This is a genomic window from Paraburkholderia sp. IMGN_8 (assembly GCF_038050405.1).
In the GTDB taxonomy this organism is placed as follows: Bacteria; Pseudomonadota; Gammaproteobacteria; order Burkholderiales; family Burkholderiaceae; genus Paraburkholderia.
The window spans coordinates 567,080-592,173 of sequence record NZ_CP150900.1; the positions used below are offsets into that span (position 1 = coordinate 567,080).

23 protein-coding genes and 1 pseudogene are annotated in these 25,094 nt (G+C 63.2%); 18 read left to right on the forward strand and 6 right to left on the reverse strand.

The window, feature by feature from the left end; all coding sequences use genetic code 11:
• The first annotated feature begins 135 nt into the window (after positions 1 to 135).
• Together WN982_RS02795 and WN982_RS02800 are read left to right on the forward strand one after the other, a co-directional pair.
• Positions 136 to 552 carry a ribonuclease gene (locus WN982_RS02795; RefSeq protein WP_341314282.1) on the forward strand — a complete coding sequence of 139 codons (417 nt, stop codon included), beginning with the start codon at positions 136 to 138 and terminating at the stop codon, positions 550 to 552.
• A gap of 16 nt (positions 553 to 568) precedes the next feature.
• Positions 569 to 1,129, forward strand: a complete 561-nt coding sequence (locus tag WN982_RS02800; RefSeq protein ID WP_341314283.1) for a barstar family protein — start codon at positions 569 to 571, stop codon at positions 1,127 to 1,129.
• A gap of 133 nt (positions 1,130 to 1,262) precedes the next feature.
• Here WN982_RS02800 and WN982_RS02805 read toward each other — a convergent pair whose 3' ends face one another.
• The 3 genes and pseudogenes from WN982_RS02805 to speE all read right to left on the reverse strand — a co-directional run bounded on the left by WN982_RS02805 (position 1,263) and on the right by speE (position 3,436).
• Positions 1,263 to 2,003, reverse strand: a complete 741-nt coding sequence (locus WN982_RS02805; RefSeq protein ID WP_341314284.1) for a 16S rRNA (uracil(1498)-N(3))-methyltransferase — start codon at positions 2,001 to 2,003, stop codon at positions 1,263 to 1,265.
• Between the two features lie 19 nt (positions 2,004 to 2,022).
• Entirely contained in the window at positions 2,023 to 2,436 is a 414-nt protein-coding gene (locus WN982_RS02810) for a VOC family protein (RefSeq protein WP_341314285.1), read from the reverse strand.
• A 116-nt stretch (positions 2,437 to 2,552) separates the two neighbouring features.
• Positions 2,553 to 3,436: pseudogene (gene speE, locus WN982_RS02815) on the reverse strand (polyamine aminopropyltransferase).
• A gap of 280 nt (positions 3,437 to 3,716) precedes the next feature.
• Here speE and tkt point away from each other — a divergent pair.
• Positions 3,717 to 5,738 (forward strand): transketolase, encoded by a 2,022-nt coding sequence (tkt, locus tag WN982_RS02820; RefSeq protein WP_341314286.1) that lies wholly within the window; start codon positions 3,717 to 3,719, stop codon positions 5,736 to 5,738.
• Positions 5,739 to 5,833: 95 nt separating this feature from the next.
• Entirely contained in the window at positions 5,834 to 6,844 is a 1,011-nt protein-coding gene (gene gap / locus WN982_RS02825; protein WP_341314287.1) for a type I glyceraldehyde-3-phosphate dehydrogenase, read from the forward strand.
• Between the two features lie 69 nt (positions 6,845 to 6,913).
• On the opposite strand, the gene WN982_RS02830 is transcribed toward gap, so the two are convergent.
• Positions 6,914 to 7,606: a FadR/GntR family transcriptional regulator gene (locus tag WN982_RS02830; protein WP_341314288.1), complete on the reverse strand. Its 693-nt coding sequence runs from the start codon at positions 7,604 to 7,606 to the stop codon at positions 6,914 to 6,916.
• 227 nt (positions 7,607 to 7,833) lie between these two features.
• Between WN982_RS02830 and WN982_RS02835 the strand changes: the two genes are divergently transcribed.
• The 3 genes from WN982_RS02835 (at position 7,834) to WN982_RS02845 (ending at position 10,804) form a co-directional block, all read left to right on the forward strand.
• Entirely contained in the window at positions 7,834 to 9,162 is a 1,329-nt protein-coding gene (locus WN982_RS02835) for a C4-dicarboxylate transporter DctA (RefSeq protein ID WP_341314289.1), read from the forward strand.
• A 105-nt stretch (positions 9,163 to 9,267) separates the two neighbouring features.
• Positions 9,268 to 10,278: an allantoicase gene (gene alc / locus WN982_RS02840; RefSeq protein WP_341314290.1), complete on the forward strand. Its 1,011-nt coding sequence runs from the start codon at positions 9,268 to 9,270 to the stop codon at positions 10,276 to 10,278.
• A 13-nt stretch (positions 10,279 to 10,291) separates the two neighbouring features.
• Positions 10,292 to 10,804, forward strand: a complete 513-nt coding sequence (locus WN982_RS02845; RefSeq protein WP_341314291.1) for an ureidoglycolate lyase — start codon at positions 10,292 to 10,294, stop codon at positions 10,802 to 10,804.
• A 135-nt stretch (positions 10,805 to 10,939) separates the two neighbouring features.
• Here the strand turns inward: WN982_RS02845 and fur are convergent, their stop codons facing one another.
• Complete coding sequence (gene fur / locus WN982_RS02850) at positions 10,940 to 11,368, reverse strand: ferric iron uptake transcriptional regulator (protein ID WP_012434340.1); 429 nt, start codon at positions 11,366 to 11,368, stop codon at positions 10,940 to 10,942.
• A 158-nt stretch (positions 11,369 to 11,526) separates the two neighbouring features.
• Between fur and bamE the strand changes: the two genes are divergently transcribed.
• The 9 genes from bamE (at position 11,527) to WN982_RS02895 (ending at position 21,311) form a co-directional block, all read left to right on the forward strand.
• Positions 11,527 to 12,357: an outer membrane protein assembly factor BamE gene (gene bamE / locus WN982_RS02855; RefSeq protein ID WP_341315701.1), complete on the forward strand. Its 831-nt coding sequence runs from the start codon at positions 11,527 to 11,529 to the stop codon at positions 12,355 to 12,357.
• 185 nt (positions 12,358 to 12,542) lie between these two features.
• Positions 12,543 to 13,340 (forward strand): 4-hydroxy-tetrahydrodipicolinate reductase, encoded by a 798-nt coding sequence (gene dapB, locus WN982_RS02860; protein WP_341314292.1) that lies wholly within the window; start codon positions 12,543 to 12,545, stop codon positions 13,338 to 13,340.
• Between the two features lie 64 nt (positions 13,341 to 13,404).
• Positions 13,405 to 14,121: a MotA/TolQ/ExbB proton channel family protein gene (locus WN982_RS02865; RefSeq protein WP_341314293.1), complete on the forward strand. Its 717-nt coding sequence runs from the start codon at positions 13,405 to 13,407 to the stop codon at positions 14,119 to 14,121.
• Positions 14,122 to 14,150: 29 nt separating this feature from the next.
• Positions 14,151 to 14,582 (forward strand): biopolymer transporter ExbD, encoded by a 432-nt coding sequence (locus WN982_RS02870; protein ID WP_341314294.1) that lies wholly within the window; start codon positions 14,151 to 14,153, stop codon positions 14,580 to 14,582.
• A 240-nt stretch (positions 14,583 to 14,822) separates the two neighbouring features.
• On the forward strand, positions 14,823 to 17,417 hold the full coding sequence (leuS, locus tag WN982_RS02875; protein WP_341314295.1) for a leucine--tRNA ligase: 2,595 nt from the start codon (positions 14,823 to 14,825) through the stop codon (positions 17,415 to 17,417).
• Positions 17,418 to 17,508: 91 nt separating this feature from the next.
• Positions 17,509 to 18,060 (forward strand): LPS assembly lipoprotein LptE, encoded by a 552-nt coding sequence (lptE, locus tag WN982_RS02880; RefSeq protein ID WP_341314296.1) that lies wholly within the window; start codon positions 17,509 to 17,511, stop codon positions 18,058 to 18,060.
• A gap of 63 nt (positions 18,061 to 18,123) precedes the next feature.
• The gene (gene holA, locus WN982_RS02885; protein ID WP_341314297.1) at positions 18,124 to 19,245 is read left to right on the forward strand and encodes a DNA polymerase III subunit delta; all 1,122 of its coding nucleotides are present in this window, start codon (positions 18,124 to 18,126) and stop codon (positions 19,243 to 19,245) included.
• A gap of 265 nt (positions 19,246 to 19,510) precedes the next feature.
• The gene (locus WN982_RS02890; protein ID WP_341314298.1) at positions 19,511 to 20,782 is read left to right on the forward strand and encodes a glutamate-5-semialdehyde dehydrogenase; all 1,272 of its coding nucleotides are present in this window, start codon (positions 19,511 to 19,513) and stop codon (positions 20,780 to 20,782) included.
• A 112-nt stretch (positions 20,783 to 20,894) separates the two neighbouring features.
• Entirely contained in the window at positions 20,895 to 21,311 is a 417-nt protein-coding gene (locus tag WN982_RS02895; protein ID WP_341314299.1) for a CopD family protein, read from the forward strand.
• Between the two features lie 61 nt (positions 21,312 to 21,372).
• Here the strand turns inward: WN982_RS02895 and WN982_RS02900 are convergent, their stop codons facing one another.
• The gene (locus WN982_RS02900; protein WP_341314300.1) at positions 21,373 to 22,227 is read right to left on the reverse strand and encodes a MurR/RpiR family transcriptional regulator; all 855 of its coding nucleotides are present in this window, start codon (positions 22,225 to 22,227) and stop codon (positions 21,373 to 21,375) included.
• Positions 22,228 to 22,518: 291 nt separating this feature from the next.
• On the opposite strand from WN982_RS02900, the gene edd reads away from it, so the two are divergent.
• Both edd and eda read left to right on the forward strand, forming a co-directional pair.
• Positions 22,519 to 24,435, forward strand: coding sequence for a phosphogluconate dehydratase (gene edd, locus WN982_RS02905; RefSeq protein WP_341314301.1), 1,917 nt, complete (start codon positions 22,519 to 22,521; stop codon positions 24,433 to 24,435).
• Positions 24,436 to 24,437: 2 nt separating this feature from the next.
• Positions 24,438 to 25,079, forward strand: coding sequence for a bifunctional 4-hydroxy-2-oxoglutarate aldolase/2-dehydro-3-deoxy-phosphogluconate aldolase (gene eda, locus WN982_RS02910; RefSeq protein WP_341314302.1), 642 nt, complete (start codon positions 24,438 to 24,440; stop codon positions 25,077 to 25,079).
• Positions 25,080 to 25,094: the final 15 nt, after the last annotated feature.

Consider the following 25,094-nt stretch of genomic DNA (forward strand, 5'->3'; position numbering starts at 1 on the left):
TGCTCCGTGGCGCTTTACCGCGCGATTGGAACCTTTTGCCTGCCGAACGAACGTTGATTCCGGGGGCCATTAGCGATACCCTTACGACTTTCATGGTCGTCAAACTCGTGATCTAACAGCGGGGAACCCTGATTCATGGCACGCAAGTGGCAGCGCATTAAAGGCGTGCTGATCGGTGCTTTGATGCTCGGCGGATTGTTCGGCTCCGTGCCTGGCGCGTTTGCGCGCGACTACACGGCACCCGCCGATACAGACGCACAGGTGCAAGGCACCATCGCCGCGGCGCAGTTGCCGCGCGAAGCGGTCAATACATTGAACTTGATTGCCGCAGGCGGGCCTTACCCGTATGAGAAGGACGGCATCGTATTCGGCAATCGCGAACGGTTGCTGCCGTCGCATCGGCGCGGCTATTACCACGAATACACCGTTCCCACGCCTCGCGCACATAATCGCGGCGCGCGTCGCATCGTCTGCGGAGGTCCGCTAAAGCGAACCGATAACTGCTACTACTCGGACGACCACTACACCAGTTTTAATCGTATTGTTGAATGACATCGGGATGAACGGCATGAGCGACAACGTCTACGCGCACGACTCCGGAGTCGCGACGGATCTTTTCGCGGCCGGCGACGGCAATTTGTTCCAGCGCGTCATGAAGATGCGCGTCGGCGGTCAAGGCCGGGATAACCAGAGCGAAGCTAGCACTGTGCTTTCATCGAACGAGGAGCCCATGAGCCTTTTCAAGACCGTACGACCGAACATCGTACAGTCGATCCGCGCGTTTCGCGTGCAGGATCTAGCCGACGAAGCCAATCAGCTCGGGCAGCATTTTCTGTATGCGTATTGCGCGAATGCGCAAAGCAAACAGGAAGTGCTTGAGACTATCGCTACATCGTTCCTGTTTCCGAAACACTTCGGCAAGAATTACGATGCGCTCTACGATTGTCTGACCGATCTGGTTCAGAAAGCGGGCGCACAGCCCGGCTTCGTGATCGTGCTCGAGCAACTGCCGGTTGCACAGAAATTCGACAAGGAAGGGCGCGAGACGCTATTGGACGTGTTCCGCGAAGCGGCCGAGTTCTGGGCCGAGCGCAAGGTTGCGTTCCGGGTGTTTTATTCGTTTGCCTGAACGCCGCTTGTCGCAGCAAAAGAAAGAGAAAGGCCCGCCAATTGGCGGGCCTTTGCTTTGGTGCTCGTTTTTTGCGCTGACTGTGGGGCCGGCCGGGCCAAATCGGCTGTCGGGCGCGGTGCGTCAGAGTGGCTTACCAGCCGCCCCAGCGAGCCGCCAGCGCCGAGAGCACCGCGATGCCGGCTGTTTCCGTGCGCAATACACGTGGGCCGAGGCCGACGGCGGTAAATCCGTGATCGGTCGCAGCTGCTTCTTCAGCGGCCGAAAAGCCGCCTTCCGGGCCGACCAGCACGGTCACGCGGCCGTACGGCGGATTAGCGGGCAAAGCTGAAAAGCTGATGCTGGCGCGTGGCGACAGCAAGATTCGCAGCTCGCCATCTTCAGGCGCGCGCGGCAGCGCGCCGAGCCAGGTGGCGATCTCGCGCACCGGCATGACTTCCGGCAAGCGGTTGCGTCCGCACTGTTCGCACGACGCGCGCACGATACCTTGCCAGTGCACATGCCGCCGTTGCGCGCGGTCGCCGGAAAGACGCACGACGCTGCGCGTGGTGGTGAGCGGCACGAAACTGGACGCGCCCAGTTCGACCGCCTTCTCGATCAGCCAGTCCATCTTGTCGCCGCCGGCAATACCTTGAGCGAGTGTCAGGTGATACGGTGCTTCGACTTCGATAGTGCGGAATTCGCGAATCCTTACCTTGGCCGAGCGGCGTTCGACTTCGACGAGTTCGGCGCTGTACTCGCCGCCTGCGCCGTTGAAAAGCACGATCGAATCGCCGGGCTGCAATCTCAGCACGAGAATGTGGCGCGTGACGTCATCGGGAAGCTGCATGATGTCGTCGGGCTGGAGAGGCGTATCGACGAAGAAGCGAGGCATCAGAAAAATACTCATTGGTTCAGGAAAGGTGGCGAGCGAGCGCCCAGCGGTAGCCGTCCAGATCTTCGACCTGGGCAAACCGGTCTCCCCAGAATTGATCCTGTGGCTCGCTCAGCGATTTTGCGCCGGCGGCCAGCGCCCGCGTGTAAACCGCGTCGACATCGTCGACATAGATATAGAACGATTGCGGCGCTATCGCGCCCGCGCTTCTGGGTGTCTTCGCAGCCGAGCCGAACGCGCCTTCCGGCGCGAACATCACGATCAACTGGCCCTGATAGATCATCTCGACATGCATGACAACACCGTCGTCCTGGACACTGTCACGTACTTCGAAGCCGAATGCCGCTTCGAAGAACGAGGTCGTGGCACGCGCGTCGCGTACCGTCAGATAGGGGGTCAACCAGGGCACACCGGCTGGACGGGGGGCGGTCATGGATTTCTCCGGATCTTTTGGGTTTTGCGGGACGCATGCTACGAAGCCAGGCGGGCGGCGGACCTATCGATATATCGATAGCGCGCACCGACCGAACCGTGCATTTTGCCCCTGCGTTACCGTGATGGCTTTAAGAATTGACTTAGTTTATCGCGCACAGACTGAGAATCCGAGAACAGTCCGGCGTGCGTAGCCGCGTCGTACTGCTTGAGCGCGTCGATTCGGCGCGCGGCGAGGCGGCTGGCGAGGTCGTCCACGGTGAGGGCGGCGGGGTCGAGCGTGTCGCTGGCGGTCGCCATCATCCAGAGCGAGCCGTATAGCGGGATGAAGGTGCTCATCGTGCGTACGACGGCGAACGCCTGGCGCAGATCGTCGAGCAGGCCGGCGACGCGTTCGGCATGAAAGTACGGCGAGCCGAGGTGCAGGGAGAGTGCGGAGGCCGGGCTCATCACCTGTTTGAGCTGCGCGTAGAACGCCGGTGTGTAGAGGCCGGCGAATCCGGTGGCGTCAGGTCGAACACGACGAGATCGAACTGCGCCGCTGTCGTCCTTGTTGTCGCTGCGGCCGCTGCTACGTAATGTGTGGCATCGCCGATCACGAGTTCGACGCGTGGATCGTCGAAGGCGCCGCCGTGCACGTCCGGCAAATGCTCGCGCGTCAGACGCACGACGTCGGCATCGAGCTCCGCCACCACGATTCGTTCGATGCCCGGGTGCCTCAGCAGTTGCCGTGCGGCGCCGCCGTCGCCGCCGCCCAGCACCAGCGCCGCTTTAGGCGACGGATGAGCCAAAGCGGCTGGATGCACCATGCATTCGTGATAGATGAACTCGTCGTCGGTGGAGGTCATCGGGCGGCCGTCGAGTGTGAACAGGCGTCCGAGCTGCGGGGTGTCCCATACCTCGATGCGCTGATAAGGCGAATCGACGCGCGCGAGCCGGCGCGCGTTCGGAAAGCCGTAGACGGCGTCGGTGCTCGGGTGGAACAGCAGAGGTGCGCTCACGGATGGCAGGGCTCGGTACGGAACATGGTGGGTTGAGGTTGCCCAATTGTAAAGGCGCCGCCGCGGCGCGGCTTCGGATCGCGCGCGGCCGGACAGCCAGGCGGCTTTCCGAGCGGGGAGCAGGTCAACGTTCTGTTAGAATGTCACGCTTTCAGCCTTGTCCGTTTGCTCTGCCCGTCTCGCGTCTCCTGGCGCCGCACCGTGCGCCGAAGTGGACTGGCCGCCGAGCTTCCGGGCCTCAAGCGCGCACCGCTTTTTGGACTCTGTCTCCGGACTCGACATGACGACCTCGTCTCCCGCAACCACCTCCCTGATGGCCAACGCAATCCGTGCGTTGTCCATGGATGCCGTTCAACAAGCGAATTCCGGTCACCCCGGCATGCCGATGGGCATGGCCGAAATCGGCGTGGCTTTGTGGTCGCGCCATCTGCGTCACAACCCGAAGAACCCGCACTGGGCCGATCGCGACCGTTTCGTTCTGTCGAACGGGCACGGCTCGATGCTGCTGTACTCGCTGCTGCATCTGACAGGCTACGATCTGCCGATGGAAGAGCTGAAGAACTTCCGCCAGATGCATTCGAAGACGCCGGGTCACCCGGAATACGGCATCACGCCGGGCGTCGAAACCACCACCGGCCCGCTCGGCCAGGGTCTGGCCAATGCAGTCGGCATGGCGCTCGCCGAGTCGCTCCTCGCCACCGAATTCAACAAGCCTGACGCGAAGATCGTCGATCACCACACGTACGTGTTCGTCGGCGACGGCTGCCTGATGGAAGGCATCTCCCACGAGGCCTGCTCGCTCGCCGGTGTGCTGAAGCTGAACAAGCTGATCGCGTTCTACGACGACAACGGCATCTCGATCGACGGCGAAGTGGTCCACTGGTTCCACGACGACACGCCGAAGCGCTTCGAAGCGTACGGCTGGAACGTGATTCCGAACGTGGTCGGCCATGACGTCGACGCGGTCGACGCCGCGATCAAGCAAGCCAAACAATCTGACAAGCCGACGCTGATCTGCTGCAAGACCGTGATCGGCGAAGGCGCGCCGACCAAGGCCGGCAGCCACGATTCGCACGGCTCGCCGCTCGGCGACAAGGAAATCGCGGCGACCCGCGCAGCCATCGGCTGGAAGTGGGAGCCGTTCGTGATCCCGCAAGAAGTCTACGCAGCGTGGGACGCGAAGGAAGGCGGCGCGCGCCTCGAGTCCGACTGGGACAAGGCATTCGCGCAATACGCGGCGAAATATCCGCAGGAAGCGGCTGAATTCACGCGCCGCAACGCAAAGCAACTGCCCGCCGACTGGAAGGAAAAGGCGCAGGCGATCATCGCCGGCGCGAACGAACGCGCGGAAACCGTCGCTACGCGTAAGGCATCGCAGCAAGCGATCGAAGGTTTGTCGGCCGTGCTGCCGGAACTGCTCGGCGGCTCCGCTGACCTGACCGGTTCGAACCTGACCAACTGGAAGGCCGCCAAGCCGGTGCGTGTGAACGCCGAAGGCAAAGCAGCCGGCAACTACGTGAACTACGGTGTGCGCGAGTTCGGCATGAGCGCGGCGATCAACGGCGTCGCGCTGCACGGCGGCTTCAAGGCGTTCGGCGGCACGTTCCTGACGTTCTCCGACTACAGCCGCAACGCGCTGCGCGTGGCCGCGCTGATGAAAGCGCCGTCGATCTTCGTGTTCACGCACGATTCGATCGGCCTCGGCGAAGACGGCCCGACTCACCAGTCGATCGAACACGTCGCGAGCCTGCGTCTGATCCCGAATCTGCAAGTGTGGCGCCCGGCCGATACGGTCGAAACGGCGGTGGCCTGGACTCACGCGGTCGAGCATCAAGGCCCGTCGTGCCTGATTTTCAGCCGTCAGAACCTGCCGTTCTCGGAGCGCACCGACGCGCAGATCGCCAACATCGAGAAGGGCGGTTATGTGCTGCGCGACTGGAACGACGAGATCGTCGCGCGCAAGATCATCCTGATTGCCACGGGTTCGGAAATCGAACTGGCGTTGAAGGCTGTCGAACCGTTGGCTCGTGAAGGCATTGCAGCGCGTGTCGTGTCGATGCCGTCGACCACCGTGTTCGACAAGCAGGACGCCGCATACCGCGAACGCGTGTTGCCGCACGGTGTGCGCCGCGTCGCGATCGAAGCGGGTGTCACGGATTTCTGGCGCAAGTACGTGGGTCTGGAAGGCGGCGTGGTCGGGATCGACACGTTCGGCGAATCGGCCCCGGCTGGCGTGCTGTTCAAGCATTTCGGCTTCACCGTCGAGCACGTCGTAGAGACGGCTAAAACCGCGCTCGGCTGATCTTCGGCAAGCGTTGCCGCATGCGTGCGAACGCGCGGCAACGCTGCCAGTCAGACGAACCTGGACGTATTTTTTCAGCCATCAGGAGATAGACCATGACGATTCGCGTCGCAATCAACGGCTACGGCCGGATCGGCCGCAACACGCTGCGCGCCTTCTATGAAAACGGCAAGAAGCACGATATCGAAATCGTCGCCATCAACGATCTTGGCGATGCCAGGACCAACGCTCACCTTACGCAATACGACACCGCGCACGGCAAGTTCCCGGGCGAAGTGTCGGTGGACGGCGACTACCTCGTTGTCAACGGCGACAAGATCCGCGTGCTGGCTAACCGCAACCCGGCAGAACTGCCGTGGGGCGAGCTGAACGTCGACGTCGTGATGGAATGCACGGGCTTTTTCACGACCAAGGAGAAGGCTAGCGCGCACATCAAGGGCGGCGCGAAGAAGGTGATCATCTCGGCGCCTGGCGGTAAAGATGTCGACGCAACGATCGTCTACGGCGTGAACCACAACGTGCTGAAGGCATCGGACACGGTGATCTCGAACGCATCGTGCACGACCAACTGCCTGGCACCGCTCGTCAAGCCGCTGAACGACAAGATCGGCCTGGTCAACGGCCTGATGACGACGATCCACGCGTACACGAACGACCAGGTTCTGACGGACGTGTACCACGAAGACCTGCGCCGCGCGCGCTCGGCCACGCATAGCCAGATCCCGACCAAGACTGGTGCTGCATCGGCAGTCGGCCTCGTGCTGCCGGAACTGAACGGCAAGCTGGACGGCTACGCGATCCGCGTCCCGACGATCAACGTGTCGGTCGTCGACCTGTCGTTCATCGCCGCGCGTGACACGACGGTCGAAGAAGTGAACGCGATCATGAAGGAAGCATCGGAAGGCGCGCTGAAGGGCATCCTCGGCTACAACGACGCGCCGCTGGTCTCGATCGACTTCAACCACAACCCGGCTTCGTCGACGTTCGATGCAACGCTGACCAAGGTGTCGGGCCGTCTGGTGAAGGTGTCGAGCTGGTACGACAACGAGTGGGGCTTCTCGAACCGCATGCTGGACACGGCTGTGGCGCTCGCTAACGCGAAGTAAGCTGTCTGCTTCGGGGTCCCTCCGCTCTAGCCGAAGGGACAAAAAAGCCGCTCTTCGAAGCGGCTTTTTTTACGCCTGCGGGATGGGGAAGTAGACGCCGGCGCGCTGCGCGGCATTGGAGATATGCGTTTCGATCGCTTTGCCGGCCGCGGTGGAGTCGCGCGCCGTGAGCGCGTCGAGAATCGCACGATGCTCGTGGTAGGTGGACAGCACAAGCTCGCGCCGGTAGAACGGCAGCCGTTGGCTTTCCTTCATGATGTCCGCGCTGCTGCTCAGAATCGATTCGATCGCCGCATTGCCGGCGATGCTCACGATCCGCATGTGGAAGTCGTAGTCGAGTTGGGCGGCTTCGTCGAGTTCTTCGCAGGTGAGCGCCGTCTGCATCGCCGCGATATTGTCTTCGAACCATACGAGGTCGGCGTCGCTGACAGCCTGCGCCGCCATTCGCGCGGCAAAACCCTCGAGCGCGAAACGCATCTGGTACGTATCCGGCAGCGACGACTGTTCAGCGAAGCGCCACGATTTCGCCGCCGTAGCCTGTGCGCTTTCCACATACACGCCCTTACCGGGGCGTATCACCAGCAAACCGAGCGCTTCGAGGGTGGACAGCGCCTCGCGCAGCGACGCGCGGCTGATCGCCAGTTCTTCGGAAAGCTGGCGCTGCGCCGGCAGCAGACTGCCCACCGGATAGGCGCCCGCTTCGATCCGTTCGCGGATGGTCGCGATGGCGGCATCAGTAACGGTATGCGGAACGTTTTTCATCCTGGCTCACTTGTGTGACGTGGTCTGACCAGCATTGTAGTACGCGTTCTGAACGCTCGTACGGATAGCCGCTCAACATGAGAATCCGGCCCTGAAACACGAAGAAAAGAACGGGTAAACACCGTGCTTTGAATCCTTGACGCCAGTATATCGGCTTCCTACTATTCGAGATAACAGAACTGGTCGGACCAGTCTGAACAGATGTGAATCGTAACCAGGAGAAAGCCGTGTTGAAGTTTTTCAATTCACTGTTTGGCCGGGTCGTCATAGCGCTGGTGGCGGGCATCGTGATCGGCGCCGTGTTCCCGCATTTCGCCCAATCGCTGCGCCCGCTCGGCGACGGCTTTCTCAAACTGATCAAGATGGTGATCGGCCCGATCGTCTTTTGCGTCGTCGTGAGCGGCATGGCGCATGCCGGCGATCTGCGCAAAGTGGGGCGTGTCGGCTTGAAGGCGGTGATCTACTTCGAAATCATGACCACGATTGCGCTCGTGATCGGCGCGGTGCTGGCCTATGCGACGCGGCCCGGCGTCGGCATGAATATCGACCTGCATTCGCTCGATCCCGCTTCGCTGTCCACGTACACCGAGCACGCGAAGAGCCTGAAGGACACAGCCGGCTTTCTGCTGAAGATCATTCCCGACACGGCGATCAACGCGTTCGCGACCGGTGACATCCTGCAAATCCTCGTGTTTTCGGTGCTGTTCGGCTCGGCGCTGTCGTTGCTCGGCAATAAGGCGCAGCGTGTCAGCAGCCTGATCGACGAGCTGGCGCAGGTGTTCTTCCGCGTGATGAGTTTCATCATCAAACTCGCGCCGCTCGGCGTGCTTGGCGCGATCGCTTTCACCACCGGCACCTACGGCGTGGAATCGCTCAAGCAACTCGGCATGCTGGTGCTGGTGTTCTACGCGAGCTGCATCGTGTTCGTGGTGGTCGTGCTCGGCGTCGTGATGCGGCTGTCCGGCTTCAGCATCTTCAAACTGATCCGCTACCTGCGCGAAGAACTGTCGATTGTGCTCGGCACGGCTTCGTCCGATGCGGTGCTGCCGCAGATCATGCGCAAGCTCGAATGGATGGGCGTCAAGGATTCGACCGTCGGCCTCGTGATTCCGACCGGCTACTCGTTCAATCTCGACGGCTTCTCGATCTATCTGACGCTCGCGGTGATCTTCATCGCGCAGGCCACCAATACGCCGCTCTCGATGCACGATCTGATCGTGGTGGTGCTGGTCTCGCTGGTGACGTCGAAGGGCGCGCACGGTATTCCCGGCTCGGCGATCGTGATTCTGGCCGCGACGCTGTCCGCGATTCCGGCGATTCCCGTGCTCGGTCTCGTGCTGATCCTGCCGGTCGACTGGTTCGTCGGCATCGCCCGCGCGCTCACTAACCTGATCGGCAACTGCGTCGCTACGGTGGTGGTCGCGGTGTGGGAAAACGATATCGACCGGAGCCGCGCCCATCGCGTGCTGAACCGCGACGCTGCGCTGCGCTACGTTCCTGCCGGTGAAGAAACAGGTATCGAGTCCACCGCCGGTGATCACGCGCCCGCGGTCTGATTTCATCCGATTTCGCGCGAGCCGACGCTCTGCGCTTTCTGGCCGGCGGATGCCGTGAATCCGCCGGCTGTCACCTACATAACTCACTGTTGCCTGACCGAGACTATGGCTAATCCGATCCTCGACCCCAACGCTCCCGCTTTCACCCGCCGCTACATGAACCTCGCCGACCCGCGTCTGGGTGCGAAGGCGCTCTACGCAAGCGATGAATTCTTCGCGCCGAAAGAACGCATGCTCGAGCCGCAACCGGCGGTGTTCATCCCCGGCAAGTACGACGACCACGGCAAGTGGATGGACGGCTGGGAGACCCGCCGCAAGCGCACCACCGGCCACGACTATTGCGTGATCAAGCTCGCGCGGCCGGGCGTCGTGCACGGCGTCGATCTGGACACGAGCCACTTCACCGGCAATTTTCCGCCGGCCGCCTCGATCGACGCGTGTCACGTGGACGGCGACGTCCCGCCGGACAACGTCGATTGGCAAACCCTCGTGCCGGCGACCACGTTGCAGGGCAACCAGCATCACTACGTCGAAGTGAACGACGCGCGCGCCTTCACGCATCTGCGCGTGAATCTGTATCCGGATGGCGGTCTCGCGCGCCTGCGCGTGTACGGCCAGCCGCAGCGCGACTGGGCGCGGGTCGAACGCGGCACGCTGCTGGACCTCGCCGCGATCGAAAACGGCGCGTACCTCGTCGCCGCGAACAACCAGCATTTCGGCCCTGCCTCGCAGATGCTGATGCCGGGGCGCGGCGTCAACATGGGCGACGGCTGGGAAACCCGGCGCCGTCGCGAGCCCGGTAACGACTGGGCAATCGTCGCGCTCGCGCGGCCGGGCGTGATTCGCAAGATCGAAGTCGATACGGCGCACTTCAAGGGCAATTTCCCCGACCGCTGCTCGCTGCAGGCAGCCTCGGTCACGGGCGGCACCGACGATTCGCTGGTCACGCAGGCGATGTTCTGGCCGGTGCTGCTCGGCGATCAGAAACTGCAGATGGACCACGTGCATACGTTCGCCGCGGAACTCGCGTCGCACGGGCCGGTGACGCATGTGCGTTTCAATATCTTCCCGGACGGCGGCGTGTCGCGCCTGCGGTTGTGGGGCGAAATCGCGTAACGGAGTGGCGTCGATGAAGACTTTGCAGATGGAGCGGCTGACGCGCGCGGCCTTCGCGCCGTTCGGCGACGTAATCGAGCTGGACGGCGCGCGCCATTTCGCGATCAACGGTGGCACGACCGAGCGCTATCACGACCTCGCCAAGGTCGACGTCACTGAAAACGGCGGGCGGCCGCTGATCAGCGTGTTTCGCGCGCAACCCCGGACGCTGCCGGTCGAAATCGCGATGATGGAGCGGCATCCGCTGGGCAGTCAGGCTTTCATTCCCTTAACGGCACGTCGATATCTGGTGGTCGTCGCCCCGGCGGGCGAGTTCGACCCGGCACAGATGCGGGGCTTCTGGAGCGACGGTTGGCAGGGCGTGAACTATGCGAAAGGCGTCTGGCATCATCCGCTGCTCGCGCTCGAGCAGGTGAGCGATTTTGTCGTGGTGGATCGGGGCGGCGAACAACCCAACTGCGACGAATTGTCGTTGTCCGAGCCGTACCGGCTCGTGTACGAAGCGAGCTTCGAAATGGTGGAATAGGGCCGGGATCGCAGCACGGCTACAGCACTGAGCATGCTGTAATCGCACGCAAAAAAGACCCGGCCGATTTTCACCGGCCGGGTCTTTTTGCGTTTTGTCTGCTCGACCGCGTACCCCGACGCGGCCTGCATCACGTCAATGCTTGCGATGCGGGCAATTCTCCTTGGTGCACGCGCCGTACAGTGCCAACGCGTGCTCCTGCAGCTTGAAGCCGCGTTCCTTTGCGATGGACTGCTGGCGGCTTTCGATTTCGGAGTCGAAAAACTCTTCGACGAGCCCGCAATCGAGGCATACGAGGTGATCGTGATGCGACCCTTCGTTCAGCTCGAATACCGCCTTGCCTGATTCGAAGTTGCTGCGCGACAGCAGGCCGGCCTGCTCGAACTGCGTCAGCACGCGATACACGGTTGCCAGGCCGATATCGAGTTCTTCATGCAGCAGGTTGCGGTAGACGTCTTCTGCGGTTAGGTGGCGCACCGGGCTATGCTGGAATATCTCAAGGATTTTGAGGCGCGGTAGGGTCGCCTTGAGCCCGATATTCTTGAGATCGGTTGGATTGGTCATGACAAGGGATCCCTAGAGTACAATGCTGGGCTCTCATAGTAATGTGTTTTTGCCGTTCTGGTCATCTTCGATGGAATGAAACTCGCGCGGCTCGTCCTCGGGCCCGCACGGTGAGTGAAATGATTTCAAAATCTCAATTGATCTACCGGGGGAGCCGCATGCGGGGTACCTTGATCGCTGCTGTGACTGTCGCGGTTCTTGCCGGATGTTCCACCTACGACAGCCTGACGCAGCGCGTTGCACAAAGCATCACGCCGTACCGGATTACCGTGGTGCAGGGCAATTTCGTCTCGAAAGAAGCGGCTTCGCAGATGCAGGTCGGCCTGTCGCGCGCGCAGGTGCGCCAGCTGCTCGGCACGCCGTTGCTTACCGACATGTTCCACGCGGATCGCTGGGACTACGTGTTCTATTTCAAGCGCGGCTCGACTAGCGTCGTGCAACAACGCGACTTCGTGGTGATCTTCGCGGGCGACCGCGTCGCCAGTTGGTCGGGCGGCGACGATCTGCCGTCCAACCTCGAGCTGCTAGCCGAAATCGACGGCGACAGGCGCGGCAGGAAGGCCGCCGTGCCGGTCGCGGCGAGCGGCGCAAGCGGCGCCAGCGCGCCGGTGGCCGCGGCGCCGGTTGCGGTGGACACCACGCGCTCGCCGTCCGCCGACGCCGCCGCAGTGGCTGCGCCGTCCACGGACGCGAACGCCGAAGCTGCACAGGCCGCCAATCGTGCGACCAATGCGGTGCAGTCGCCGTCGGGCAGAACGCGGTCATCGGTGCGCTCGACCGCCCCGACCGCCAACGGTGGCGGGGTGCCGCCGCAAGGCCCAACGTCCGCGGGTCAGCCGCAGTTCCAGTTCCATCGTCCGCCGCCGCCACAGGTTCCGGGCACGCAGGAAAATCCGGTGGGACCAACGGGCCCGCAAAGCAGCAACGGCGGCCCGACGTATAACGCGCCGCTGACTTCTTCTCCCGCAACTTCGGGAACGGGCGGCTAATCGGGCTGTCCGTGTCTTAAGAAGGGCACTGCGAACGGGCACTGCACACGGGCTACACGCCGTGCGTGGCGCCCGTCGGACTTTTTGCTTTTCCTGTTACGCGCGGCGCTTGCGCAAGATTTCGGCCGCCGCCGCTTTTGCCCGGTTTTTTGCCGGCTTTTTTGCTTTCGCCAAGCCTCGTAGCCATGAAAATTGCCATTGCTGGCGCATCGGGCCGTATGGGCCGGATGCTCATCGAAACCGTCCTTAACGATTCCGGCGCCACGTTGTCCGGCGCGCTTGACCGTGCAGGCTCCCCGCAACTCGGCCAGGACGCCGGTACGTTTCTCGGCAAACAAACGGGCGTCGCGCTGACCGACGACATCGAGCGCGTGTTCGCCGAGTCGGACTACCTGATCGACTTCACGCGCCCCGAAGGCACGCTGATGCATCTGGAAGCCGCGCAGCGCCACAACGTGAAAATGGTGATCGGCACGACCGGTTTCGACAACGAGCAGAAAGCGCAATTGCACGCCGCCGCGGACAAGATCGCCATCATGTTCTCGTCGAACATGAGCGTCGGCGTCAATGTGACGCTGAAGCTGCTCGAATTCGCCGCGAAGCACTTCGCGACCGGCTACGACATCGAAATCATCGAGGCGCATCACCGTCACAAGGTCGACGCGCCGTCCGGCACCGCGCTGACGATGGGTGAAGTGATCGCCAACGCGCTCGGCCGCAATCTCGACGATTGCGCCGTCTACAGCCGCGAAGGCGTGACCGGCGAACGCGATCCGTCCACCATCGGTTTTTCGGCGATTCGCGGCGGCGACATCGTCGGCGACCATACAGTGCTGTTCGCGGGCATCGGCGAGCGCATCGAAATCACGCACAAATCGGCGAGCCGCCTGTCGTACGCGCAAGGCGCGCTGCGCGCGGTGCGTTTCCTCGAAGGCCACGCAAACGGCTTGTTCGACATGCAGGACGTGCTCGGCCTGCGCTGAGCGTGTCGCGGGGTCTTTCGCAGACTCTGTGCGCCCCCTGAATCACTTCCGAAGGCGAGGTCAGATGGCAGGCAACGGCATTACCCATTACCTGCAAACCAGCGATGCGATCACGCATGCCGTCGCCTATGTGCTGCTGGCTATGTCGATTGCGAGCTGGTGCTTTCTGATCGTCAAAAGCTGGATTTTGGGGCGCGCGAAACATCAGGCCACGCGCGCGATCGCGCAGTTCTGGCAGGCGCCCACGCTTTCCGAGGGCGTCGCGGCACTCAAGCGTGTGGATCGCGAGCGCGTCTTTACGCCGCTCGCCGAAGCCGCGCTGCATGCGGTCGAAGTGGACATTCCGGGTGCGCTGCTCGCCCGCGTGGAGCGCAGCGAGCGGGTATTGCGGGCGCTGCGTCAGGCGCTCAGCGCGACGCAGCGGCGGCTCGAATTCGGCCAGGTGCTGCTGGCCTCGGTGGGCAGCACGGCGCCGTTCGTCGGCTTGCTCGGCACCGTTTGGGGCATCTATCACGCGCTCAGCAGCATCGCGGCGAGCGGTGATGCGATGATCGAGAATGTCGCCGGCCCGGTCGGCGAGGCGCTCATCATGACGGCCTTCGGTCTCGTGGTCGCGATTCCGGCGGTGCTCGCCTATAACGTGCTCGGGCGTCTGGTGCGGCAGTTATCAGAAGAACTCGACGGTTTCGCGCACGATCTGCACGCCTACGTGTGCGCGCCGGCCGATCAGGCCCAAGCCAAAACCCACGAACAGGCGCCAGCCCCGGTCCGGGCCCGTTAAGCGCACCGCTCAAGGCAGAAGGAGGCGACATGGCATTCGGCGGACTGGAAAAAAAGCAGACGGCCGCGCCGATGGCCGAGATCAACATGACGCCGCTGATCGACGTGATGTTGGTGCTGCTGGTGATCTTCATCATTACCGCGCCTTTATTCACGCACGCGATCCGGCTCGATCTGCCCAAGGTCGCTTCAGCGGCGGCGCGGCAAACGCCGCAAACCATTTCCCTTTCAATCGATGCCGCCGGCAAGCTGTACTGGAACGGCAACGTCATCACGCTTCAGCAGATGCGCGCGCGGTTCGCGCAAGCGGGCAAAGAGGCCGAGCAGCCCGAGATCCACCTGCGCGCCGAGCGCTCGACGCGTTACGAGGTGATCGCACAGGTAATGGGCGCGGCGCAGCAGGCGGGGCTGGAACGGATCGGCTTCGTGACGGACCCGCCGCCGCCGGGCGCCAGCCAATAGCAAGACCGCGCCAATCCCGAGCCGGCCGCGCTACCCGGAACCCGTAGCGCTGCATCCGGCGCCGATCCCGCCGGGATGGCCCGATCCCATCCCACCCGCGCACCACGCCACGCGGCGCACCCGTCCGCGAACGGTATAATCAGCCCTTTCCCCCGCAGAAGGGGAAATGACGCCATTTCATCCAGCAGAGCACCAAAGCGGCCGGTGCGAAAGCACCGAACCCATCAATCCCATCACACCATGCACGAAAAATACGTTCCCTCCGACGTCGAATCCGCCGCGCAAGGGCAATGGCGCGCCGTCGACGCGTACAAGACGTCGGAAACCACCGACAAACCCAAGTTCTATTGCGTCTCGATGCTGCCGTACCCGTCGGGCAAACTGCATATGGGGCACGTGCGCAACTACACGATCAACGACGTGATGTACCGCTATCTGCGGATGAACGGCTACAACGTGCTGATGCCGATGGGTTGGGACGCGTTCGGCATGCCGGCGGAAAACGCCGCCATGGCCAACAGCGTGCCGCCTGCCAAGTGGACCTACGACAACATCGACTACATGAAGAAGCAGATGCAGTCGATGGGCCTCGCGATCGACTGGTCGCGCGAAGTCGCGACTTGCAGCCCCGATTACTACAAGTGGAACCAGTGGCTGTTCCTGAAGATGCTCGAAAAGGGCATCGCGTACAAGAAAACCGGTACCGTCAACTGGGACCCGGTCGATCAGACCGTGCTCGCCAACGAGCAGGTGATCGATGGTCGCGGATGGCGTTCCGGCGCGCTGGTCGAAAAGCGCGAAATCCCGATGTACTACATGCGCATCACGCAGTACGCGGATGAGTTGCTGAACGACCTCGAAGGCCTCGGCTGGCCCGAGCGCGTCAAGGTGATGCAGCAGAACTGGATCGGCAAGAGCTTCGGCGTGAACTTCGGTTTCCCGTATGGAATCGACGGCGAGCAGAAGTTGCTGCGCGTGTTCACCACGCGTGCCGACACGATCATGGGTGTGACCTTCTGCGCGGTCGCCGCCGAGCATCCGCTCGCCACGCGTCTGGCGAAAGACAAGCCGGAACTGCAAGCGTTCATCGAGGAATGCAAGCGTGGCGGCGTCGCTGAAGCCGACATCGCGACGATGGAAAAAAAGGGCATGGGCACCGGCTTCTACGTCACGCATCCGCTGACGCAGGAACAGGTCGAAGTGTGGATCGGCAACTACGTGCTGATGAGCTACGGCGAAGGCGCGGTGATGGGCGTGCCGGCGCACGACGAGCGCGACTTCGCGTTCGTGAAGAAATACGGTCTGCCGATCAGGCAGGTGGTGGCGGTCGAAGGCAAGGAATTCTCGACCGAGGCCTGGCAGGAATGGTACGGCGACAAGGAAGGCGGCGTCTGCGTCAACAGCGGCAAGTACAACGGTCTGAACTACACGCAGGCGGTCGACGCGATCGCCGGCGACCTGAAGGAACTCGGTCTCGGCGACAAGCAGGTCACGTGGCGTCTGCGTGACTGGGGCGTGTCGCGCCAGCGTTACTGGGGCACGCCGATTCCGATCATCCACTGTCCGAAGTGCGGCGACGTGCCGGTGCCGGAAAAGGATCTGCCGGTTGTGCTGCCGGAAGACCTCGTGCCGGACGGCACGGGCAACCCGCTCGCGAAGTCCGAAGCGTTCGTGAGCTGCACCTGCCCGACGTGCGGCGGTGCGGCCAGGCGCGAAACCGACACGATGGACACTTTCGTCGACTCGTCCTGGTACTTCTACCGTTATGCGGCGCCGGATGCGAAGACCATGGTCGACGAGCGCACCGATTACTGGGCGCCGATGGACCAGTATATCGGCGGCATCGAGCACGCGATTCTGCACTTGCTGTACTCGCGCTTCTGGGCGAAGGTGATGCGCGATATGGGTCTGGTCAAGTTCGGCGAGCCGGCCAGGAACCTGCTCACGCAGGGCATGGTGCTCAACGAAACCTACTATCGTGAAAACGAAGCGGGCAAGAAGACCTGGTACAACCCGGCCGACGTGACCGTCACGTTCGACGACAAGGGCCGCCCAGTCGGCGCCGTGCTGAACGCGGACGGCCAACCGGTGGTGCTCGGCGGCGTCGAGAAGATGTCGAAGTCGAAAAACAACGGCGTCGATCCGCAATTGCTGATCGATCAGTACGGCGCGGATACCGCACGTCTGTTCGTGATGTTCGCCGCACCGCCTGAGCAACAGCTTGAGTGGTCCGGTTCGGGCGTGGAAGGCGCGAGCCGCTTCCTGCGCCGCGTGTGGAGCTTCGGTCACGCGAACGAAGCAGCGCTGCGCGCAGGCGGCAAGCTGGACGCCGCGACGTTCGGCGAGGCGGACAAGGCGCTGCGCCGCGAGATCTACAGCGTGCTGAAGCAGGCTGACTTCGATTACCAGCGTTTGCAGTACAACACGGTGGTGTCGGCGGCAATGAAGATGCTCAACGCGCTCGACAGCGCGAAGGGCGCGCAACCAGCCGTGCTGCGCGAGACGTATAGCGTGATGCTGCGCGTGCTGTACCCGGTCGTGCCGCATCAGACCTTCCAGCTGTGGCAGGAACTCGGTTATGCCGACGAATTCGGCTCGCTGCTCGATGCGGCATGGCCGAAGGTCGACGAACAGGCGCTGGAACAGGCCGAAATCGAACTCGTGTTGCAGGTGAACGGCAAGGTGCGCGGCGCGCTGACAGTGGCGAAGGACGCGCCGCGTGAAGCGATCGAACAGATCGCGGCTGCTCACGAAATGGTCGCGAAGTTCAGCGAAGGCAAGGCGCCGAAGAAGATCGTCGTGGTGCCGGGCCGCCTCGTGAACGTGGTCGTTTGACGGCGCACGAAAACATGACAGCAGGCAGGACGCCGCTGCGCGCGGCGGCGCTTGCCTGCGCTGCGCAATCTACTGCGAACCAGGAGCCAATGTGACTCGCAGATCGTTTTTGACGCTGGCTTGCAGCGTGCTGATGTTGTCCGCCTGCGGCTTCCAGCTGCGCGGCCAGCAGGACTACGCATTCAAACGCCTCTATATCTCCGGCGGGTCGGCAGCGGCCGGTGCGCGCCTGACGCGTCTGGTGCAAGGCGGTAGCGATACGGTGGTGGTCAGTTCGGTTTCGAACGCCGACGCGACGCTGCAGATTACCGAAGGCCGCGGCATCAGCACGCTGACCTTGAACTCGCTCGGCGTGGTCGAGGAGTATCAAATGAATCTTTCGATGAACTACACGCTGGTCGGTAAGGACGGCACTGTGCTGATTCCGTCGAGCGTGATCGCGTTGAACCGCGCGATGACCTATAGCGACCAGTACTCGCAGGCCAAGAGCGCGGAATCCGATATCCTGTTCGCCGACATGGAAAACGACGCGATCGACCAGCTCACGCGCCGTCTGGCTATCGTGAAGTCGCTGCATCCGGCGCCTGGCCAGGAAGTGCCGGCAGTCGCGCCGCGCGCGCCTCTGCCGCCGCCGCCGCTGTGAGCGTGGTGCTTTGCTTACATTGTTTCTTTTGCCGCACTTGTTCAACCTCGCCGATCGGTAGCCATGCAACTGCGACTTGACGCGCTCGAAGCGCATCTCGCCAAGGGACTCGCCGGACTGTACGTCGTGTACGGCGACGAGCACCTGCTCGCGCAGGAAGCGTGCGACCGGATTCGCGCGACGGCGCGCGCGGCCGGCTTCACCGACCGCTCGGTGTTTACTGTCGAACGCGGCTTCGACTGGAGTTCGCTGCTTGGCGCGAGTCAGTCGATGTCGCTGTTCGGCGATCGCCAACTGGTCGAGTTGCGCATTCCGTCGGGTAAGCCGGGCAAAGAAGGCGCGGACGCGCTGAAAGCGCTCGCCGCCGCCGTCAATGACGACGTGCTGACGCTGATCACGTTGCCGAGGCTGGACGCCGCCACGCAGAAAGCCGCATGGTTTACCGCGCTGGCTGATGCCGGTGTCGCGTTGAAGATCGATCCGGTCGAGCGCGCGCAGTTGCCGAATTGGGTCGCCCAGCGGCTTGCTGCCCAGGGCCAGCGGGTCGCCGCGGGTGAAGAAGGGCGGCGCGCGTTGGAATTTATCGCCGAGCGCGTGGAAGGCAATCTGCTCGCCGCGCACCAGGAAATCCAGAAGCTCGGGCTGCTGTATCCGGCCGGTTCGCTAAGCTTCGAGCAGGTTCAGGACGCTGTGCTGAATGTCGCCCGTTACGACGTTTTCAAGCTGAACGAGGCGATGCTGGCAGGCGATGTCGGCCGTTTGTCACGCATGCTCGACGGCCTGCGCGGCGAAGGCGAAGCTGCTGTGCTGGTGCTGTGGGCGGTTGTCGAAGAAGTGCGCACGCTATTGCGGATCAAGCGCGGCGTAGCGGCGGGTAAGCCGCTCGCGATGCTGGTGCGCGAGAATCGTGTGTGGGGTCCGCGCGAACGGCTGATCGGGCCGGCGCTTTCGCGCGTCACTGAGGGCGCGCTGGAGAAGGCGCTCGCTTTGGCGGCGCGGCTGGATCGTCAGGTGAAGGGATTGTCCGGCGGCACGCCGGGCAATCATCGCAACGATCCGCCGCCTGATCCGTGGGACGGCTTGTTCGAACTGGCGATGACGGTGGCCTCGCCCGCAAAAGCGGCACCCGTGCCGCCACCGCGACCTCGCTCGGCGGCAACTGCACCGGCGCGAAGGCCAGTTTGATCTGCCTGGTTGAGCTTGGCTGAGCCAGGTTGACGCGGCGGCTTGGCGCGGCTCGATGCGCAAGAGTGGTAAGGCGTGAGCCGCACTGCCAGTGTCTCGAAGACGTCTCGCACCACCGACGTTCAGTATCCAGAGGATCAAGCCCCTCGCGCCCTCCAGCCGCCGCGGCGAGCAAAGCGCCGCCACCCGACTTACAATCGTTTCATCTTTCGCTAATTCTGCCTGCCCGCCGCACGTGAACGTGCGCGGCACCACGAGAATCAACATGGATATCGACCAGTACATGACCGACCTGGGCCGCCGCGCCCGCCACGCTTCGCGTGCGATGGCGCGTGCGTCGACGGCGGCGAAGAATGCCGCGCTCGCAGCCGTTGCTCAGGCGATCGAACGCGATGCCGCGCTGCTGAAGGAAGCCAACGCGCGCGACGTCGCGCGCGCACGCGACAAAGGTCTCGACGCTGCGTTCATCGACCGTCTGACGCTGTCGGACAAGGCGTTGAGGACGATGGTCGAAGGTTTGCGGCAAGTCGCCGCGCTGGCCGATCCGATTGGTGAAATCAGCAATCTGAAGTACCGGCCAAGCGGGATTCAGGTCGGTCAGATGCGCGTGCCGCTCGGTGTGATCGGCATCATCTACGAATCGCGTCCGAACGTGACGATCGATGCCGCCGCGCTGTGCCTGAAGTCGGGCAATGCGACAATCCTGCGTGGCGGGTCCGAAGCGCTGGAGTGCAACACGGCGCTGGCGAAGCTGATCGGCGAAGGGCTGGAAGCCGCCGGTTTGCCGCAGGACGCTGTGCAAGTGGTGGCCACCTCGGACCGTGCCGCGGTCGGCAAGCTGATCACGATGACCGAATACGTCGACGTGATCGTGCCGCGCGGCGGCAAGAGCCTGATCGAGCGGCTGATGAACGAAGCGCGCGTGCCGATGATCAAGCACCTCGACGGCATCTGCCATGTGTATGTCGACGATCGCGCGGATCTGACTAAGGCGCTGACCGTCTGCGACAACGCCAAGACGCATCGCTACGGCACCTGCAACACGATGGAAACGCTGCTGGTGGCGCGCGGCATTGCGGCTGAAGTGCTGCCGCCTTTGGGCAAGCTGTACCGCGGCAAGGAAGTCGAACTGCGTGTGGACGCTGCCGCGCGCGCGGTGCTGTCGGCGGCCGGCGTCGGCCCGCTAGTCGATGCGACCGAGGAAGACTGGCGCACCGAATATCTCGCGCCGGTGCTGGCGATCAAGGTGGTCGACGGCCTCGATGCGGCCATCGAGCACATCAACACCTACAGCTCCGCGCACACGGACGCGATCGTCACCGAAGATCACGACCGCGCGATGCGCTTCCTGCGGGAAGTCGATTCGGCGAGCGTGATGGTCAACGCGTCGACACGCTTTGCCGATGGCTTCGAGTTTGGCCTTGGCGCGGAAATCGGCATTTCGAACGACAAGCTGCATGCGCGTGGGCCGGTGGGGCTGGAAGGGCTGACGTCGCTGAAATACGTTGTGCTCGGGCACGGCGAAGGCCGGCAATAACGGTTCGCTTCCGGCGCGCTATCGCCATCGCTGGGATCGACACGAGCCTTCCGTTCAGTGCGCTGGCAGCCCCCGCTCATTTCGACGCTGACAAGCAGTACAAGGACCGCTGATGCTTTGGGTAAAAACGTTTCACATCGTTCTGATTGCTTCCTGGTTTGCCGGCCTGTTCTATCTGCCGCGCATCTTCGTCAATCTGGCGATGGAGACGGAACCCGCCGCCACGGCGCGGCTTTTGACGATGGCGCGTAAGCTGTTCCGCTTCATGACGTTTATCGCGGTGCCGGCGCTCGCATGCGGTCTGTGGCTGTGGCTCGCGGTCGGCATCGGACGCGGGCAGGGCTGGATTCACGCGAAGGTGGGCGTGGTGGTGTTGCTGATCGTCTATCACGCGTACTGCGGCGTGCTGCTGCGGACTTTCGAGCGTGGCGAGAACCGCCGGACGGATAAGTGGTATCGGTTGTTCAATGAACTGCCCGTGCTGGGCATGCTGGCGGCCGTGGCATTGGTTGTTTTGAAGCCGTTCTAAGACGAAGCGCGGACCGGCCCCGGTCCGCGTGTCACGTCATCTTCGTAGCGTGCTCGATGCGCTACGTACCCGTGGCCGGCCCCTGAATCCGGCGCCGCAACAATACTTCCTTCGCCTGCGCAAGTTTCTCGACCAGTTCCGGTCCCCGGCTTAGCGCCACGCCCACCGCGAGAATATCGCCGATCGCCAGATGCGAGACGCGCGAGGTCATCGGCGAAAAGATATCCGTGTCTTCGTCCACGTTCGCAAACAGGCCCACCGTCGCGAGCCGAGCGAGCGGCGAATTGCCGTGCGTGATTGCAATCACCTTCGCGCCCGCCGCCAGAGCGGACTTCGCCGCATCGACGATATCGCGCGTACGTCCGGTATTCGAAATCGCCACAACCACATCGCCTTCACCCAGCAGCGCCGCAGACATCAAAAACGTATGCGGATCCGAATACGCGACGCTCGGCATACCCAGGCGAAAAAACTTGTGCTGCACATCCAGCGCAGCAATACCCGAGCCTCCCGCACCGTAAAACTCGATGCGCCGCGCCTGCGCCAAAAGTGTGATCGCCGCCGCCACGCTGTCCGACGACAGATTGTTGCGCACCTGGATCAGCGCGCCGATGGTCCGGTCGAGCACCTTCGCGGCGACGCCTGGCGTCGGCTCGTCCGGCCGCACGTCGCGGTAGACGGCGGGCACTTCCGCGGCAATGCCTTGCGCCAGCCGGATCTTGAACTCGCGAAAGCCCGAAAAGCCGAGCGCATGGCAGAACCGCGCAATGGTCGGCTGGCTGACGCCGGCGCGTGCAGCCACCTCGGTCATCGACAGATCGAGCACCTCGCGCGGCGCTTCGATCACGTAATCGGCCAGCTTGCGCTCGGACGGGCGCAGCTGCTCGCGCATCTCTTCCACCTGGGACAGCATCATTTGAAAACTCGCACTATGCTGAAGAATGCGGGGACTATATCTGATTGCCAGTGAGTGTACAAAAACTACATTTAGCGCTGTAGGTGTAATCCCCAGGCTTCGCGCGTTCATCACTGATTGGCCGCCAGTAAAGCGATGCGGGCAGTTCCGAGATGCGGCGGTGCAGCAGGAATCGTCGTTGCGATCGTGTAGTTTTTCTACTAAGATTGCGGCGTCGACTGTTTCGACATCCCCGCGATACCTGCCTGGCATAGTGCGCGTACACCTCACGCCAGCGACGAAGGAGCTCCGATGGTTTCCCCGCATTCGCAATTGTTGAAGGTCACGCAACGCGTGGTCGAGCGCAGCAAGCCCACTCGCGAGGCGTACCTGGCCCGCATCGCACACGCGCAGGGCAAATTCCCGGCGCGCGGCGCGCTCTCGTGCGCCAATCTGGCCCACGGCTTTGCCGGGCTCGAAGGCAACGACAAGCTCGTCATCAAGCAGATCCGCCAGCCGAACATCGGCATCGTTTCGTCGTACAACGAGATGCTGTCCGCGCACGCGCCGTACAAAAACTACCCGGATATCATCAAGGAAGCCGCGCGTGAAAATGGCGGCGTCGCGCAATTCGCCGGCGGCGTGCCGGCCATGTGCGATGGCGTCACGCAAGGCAACGCGGGCATGGAACTGTCGTTGTTCTCGCGCGAAGTGATCGCGATGAGCACCGCAGTCGCCCTGACGCACAATATGTTCGACGCGGCGCTGTGCCTCGGCATCTGCGACAAGATCGTGCCGGGTTTGCTGATCGGCGCGCTGCAATTCGGCCATCTGCCGACGATTTTCGTGCCGGCCGGCCCGATGGGAAGCGGCCTCTCGAACGACGACAAAGCCAAGACCCGGCAGCTGTTCGCCACCGGCCAGTGCGGCCGCGACGCGCTGCTCGAAGCGGAGGCCGCCGCGTATCACAGCCACGGCACCTGCACGTTCTACGGCACCGCGAACAGCAATCAGATGCTGATGGAAGTCATGGGCCTGCACCTGCCGGGTTCCGCATTTGTGCATCCGCATACGCCGCTGCGCGACGCGCTGACCGCGCAGGCCGCGCGTCGCGTGCTCGATCTGACGGTGGAACGTGGCAACTACATGCCGATCGGCCATGTGGTCGACGAGAAAGCCATCGTCAACGGCATCGTCGCGTTGCTGGCCACGGGCGGTTCGACCAATCACACGCTGCATCTGGTTGCGATTGCGCGGGCGGCCGGCATCGTGATCGATTGGGACGACTTCGACACGTTGTCGCAAGCCGTGCCGCTGCTCGCGAAGATTTACCCGAACGGCAAGGCCGATGTGAATCACTTCCACGCGGCCGGCGGCGTGGCGTTCCTGGTCCGCAATCTGCTGGAAGGCGGCTTGCTGCATGAAGACGTGAACACCGTCGCGGGGAAGGGGCTCAAGCACTACACGGAAGAGCCGAAGCTGCTCGACGGCAAGCTGCAATGGGTGCCGGGCGCGCAGGTAAGCGAAGACACAGCGGTGCTGCGCGGCATCAAGGAGCCGTTCCAGCCGGACGGCGGCTTGCGTCTGATGCAAGGCAAGCTCGGTCGCGGCGTGATCAAGATTTCCGCCGTGGCGGCGCAGCATCGCAAGGTGAAGGCGCCGGCCATCGTGTTCGATTCGCAGGAAGCCGTGCAGGAAGCTTTCGACAACGGCGAACTGAAACGCGACTTCATCGCCGTGGTGCGCTTCCAGGGCGCCCGCGCAAACGGCATGCCCGAGCTGCATCGTTTGACGCCGTTGCTCGGTGTGTTGCAGGATCAAGGTTTCCACGTTGCACTGGTCACCGACGGCCGCATGTCCGGTGCCTCGGGCAAGGTGCCGGCGGTGATTCACCTGTCGCCGGAAGCGTTGCTGCAAGGCCCGATCGGCAAAGTCCGCACCGGCGACATGCTGGTGATCGATGCGGAAGCTGGCGTGCTGGACATTGAAATCGATGCAGCCGCATGGGCTGCGCGACCGGAAGCGGTGCCGCAGCACCAGGCGGAAAACGAAGTCGGCTTCGGCCGCGAATTGTTCGGCGTGTTCCGTGCGGCGGCAGCGCCCGCGGAGCAGGGCGCCTCGGTGTTCGGCCCGATGGTCGGCGAGCGCCACGCGCACCACGGCGCGCAGGGCAAAGCACACACAAGCACCACTCAAGCCAGCCACGCGCTGCAGAAACAAGGAGTCTGACTATGACGTCGAAAACAGTAAGCGATATCGTGCGCCTCGGCCCGGTGATTCCGGTGCTCGCATTCGACTCGGCCGAACAGGGCGAACATGTGTCGCGCGCGCTGCATGCGGGCGGCGTGAAAGTGCTGGAAATCACGCTGCGCACGGCGGCCGGTCTGGAAGCGATCCAACGCGCGAGCCAGTTGGCCGAAGACATCGTGGTCGGCGTCGGCACGATCACGAAACCCGAACATTGCGCTCAGGCGAAGAAGGCGGGCGCACAGTTCGGTGTGTCGCCGGGTCTGACGAAAGACATGCACAAAGCCGCGCAGGATGCGGGTTTGCCGCTGCTGCCGGGCGTGATGACACCAAGCGACATCATCGCAGCGCTGGAACTCGGCTACGAAATCGTCAAGTTTTTCCCGGCCCAACAGGCCGGCGGCGTGCCGATGCTGCAAGCCTTTTATGGCCCGTTCCCGACGTTGAAGTTTTGCCCGACCGGCGGCATTACTGCCGAAAGCGCCATCAATTTCCTCGCACAACCGAACGTCGTGTGCGTGGGCGGATCGTGGTTGACGCCGAAGGCTGCAGTTGCCGCGCAGAATTGGGACGAAGTGACGCGTCTTGCGCGCGCCGCCAGCGAGCTCGCCGCGCCTGCGCATTGAACTGACCAGCGCGTA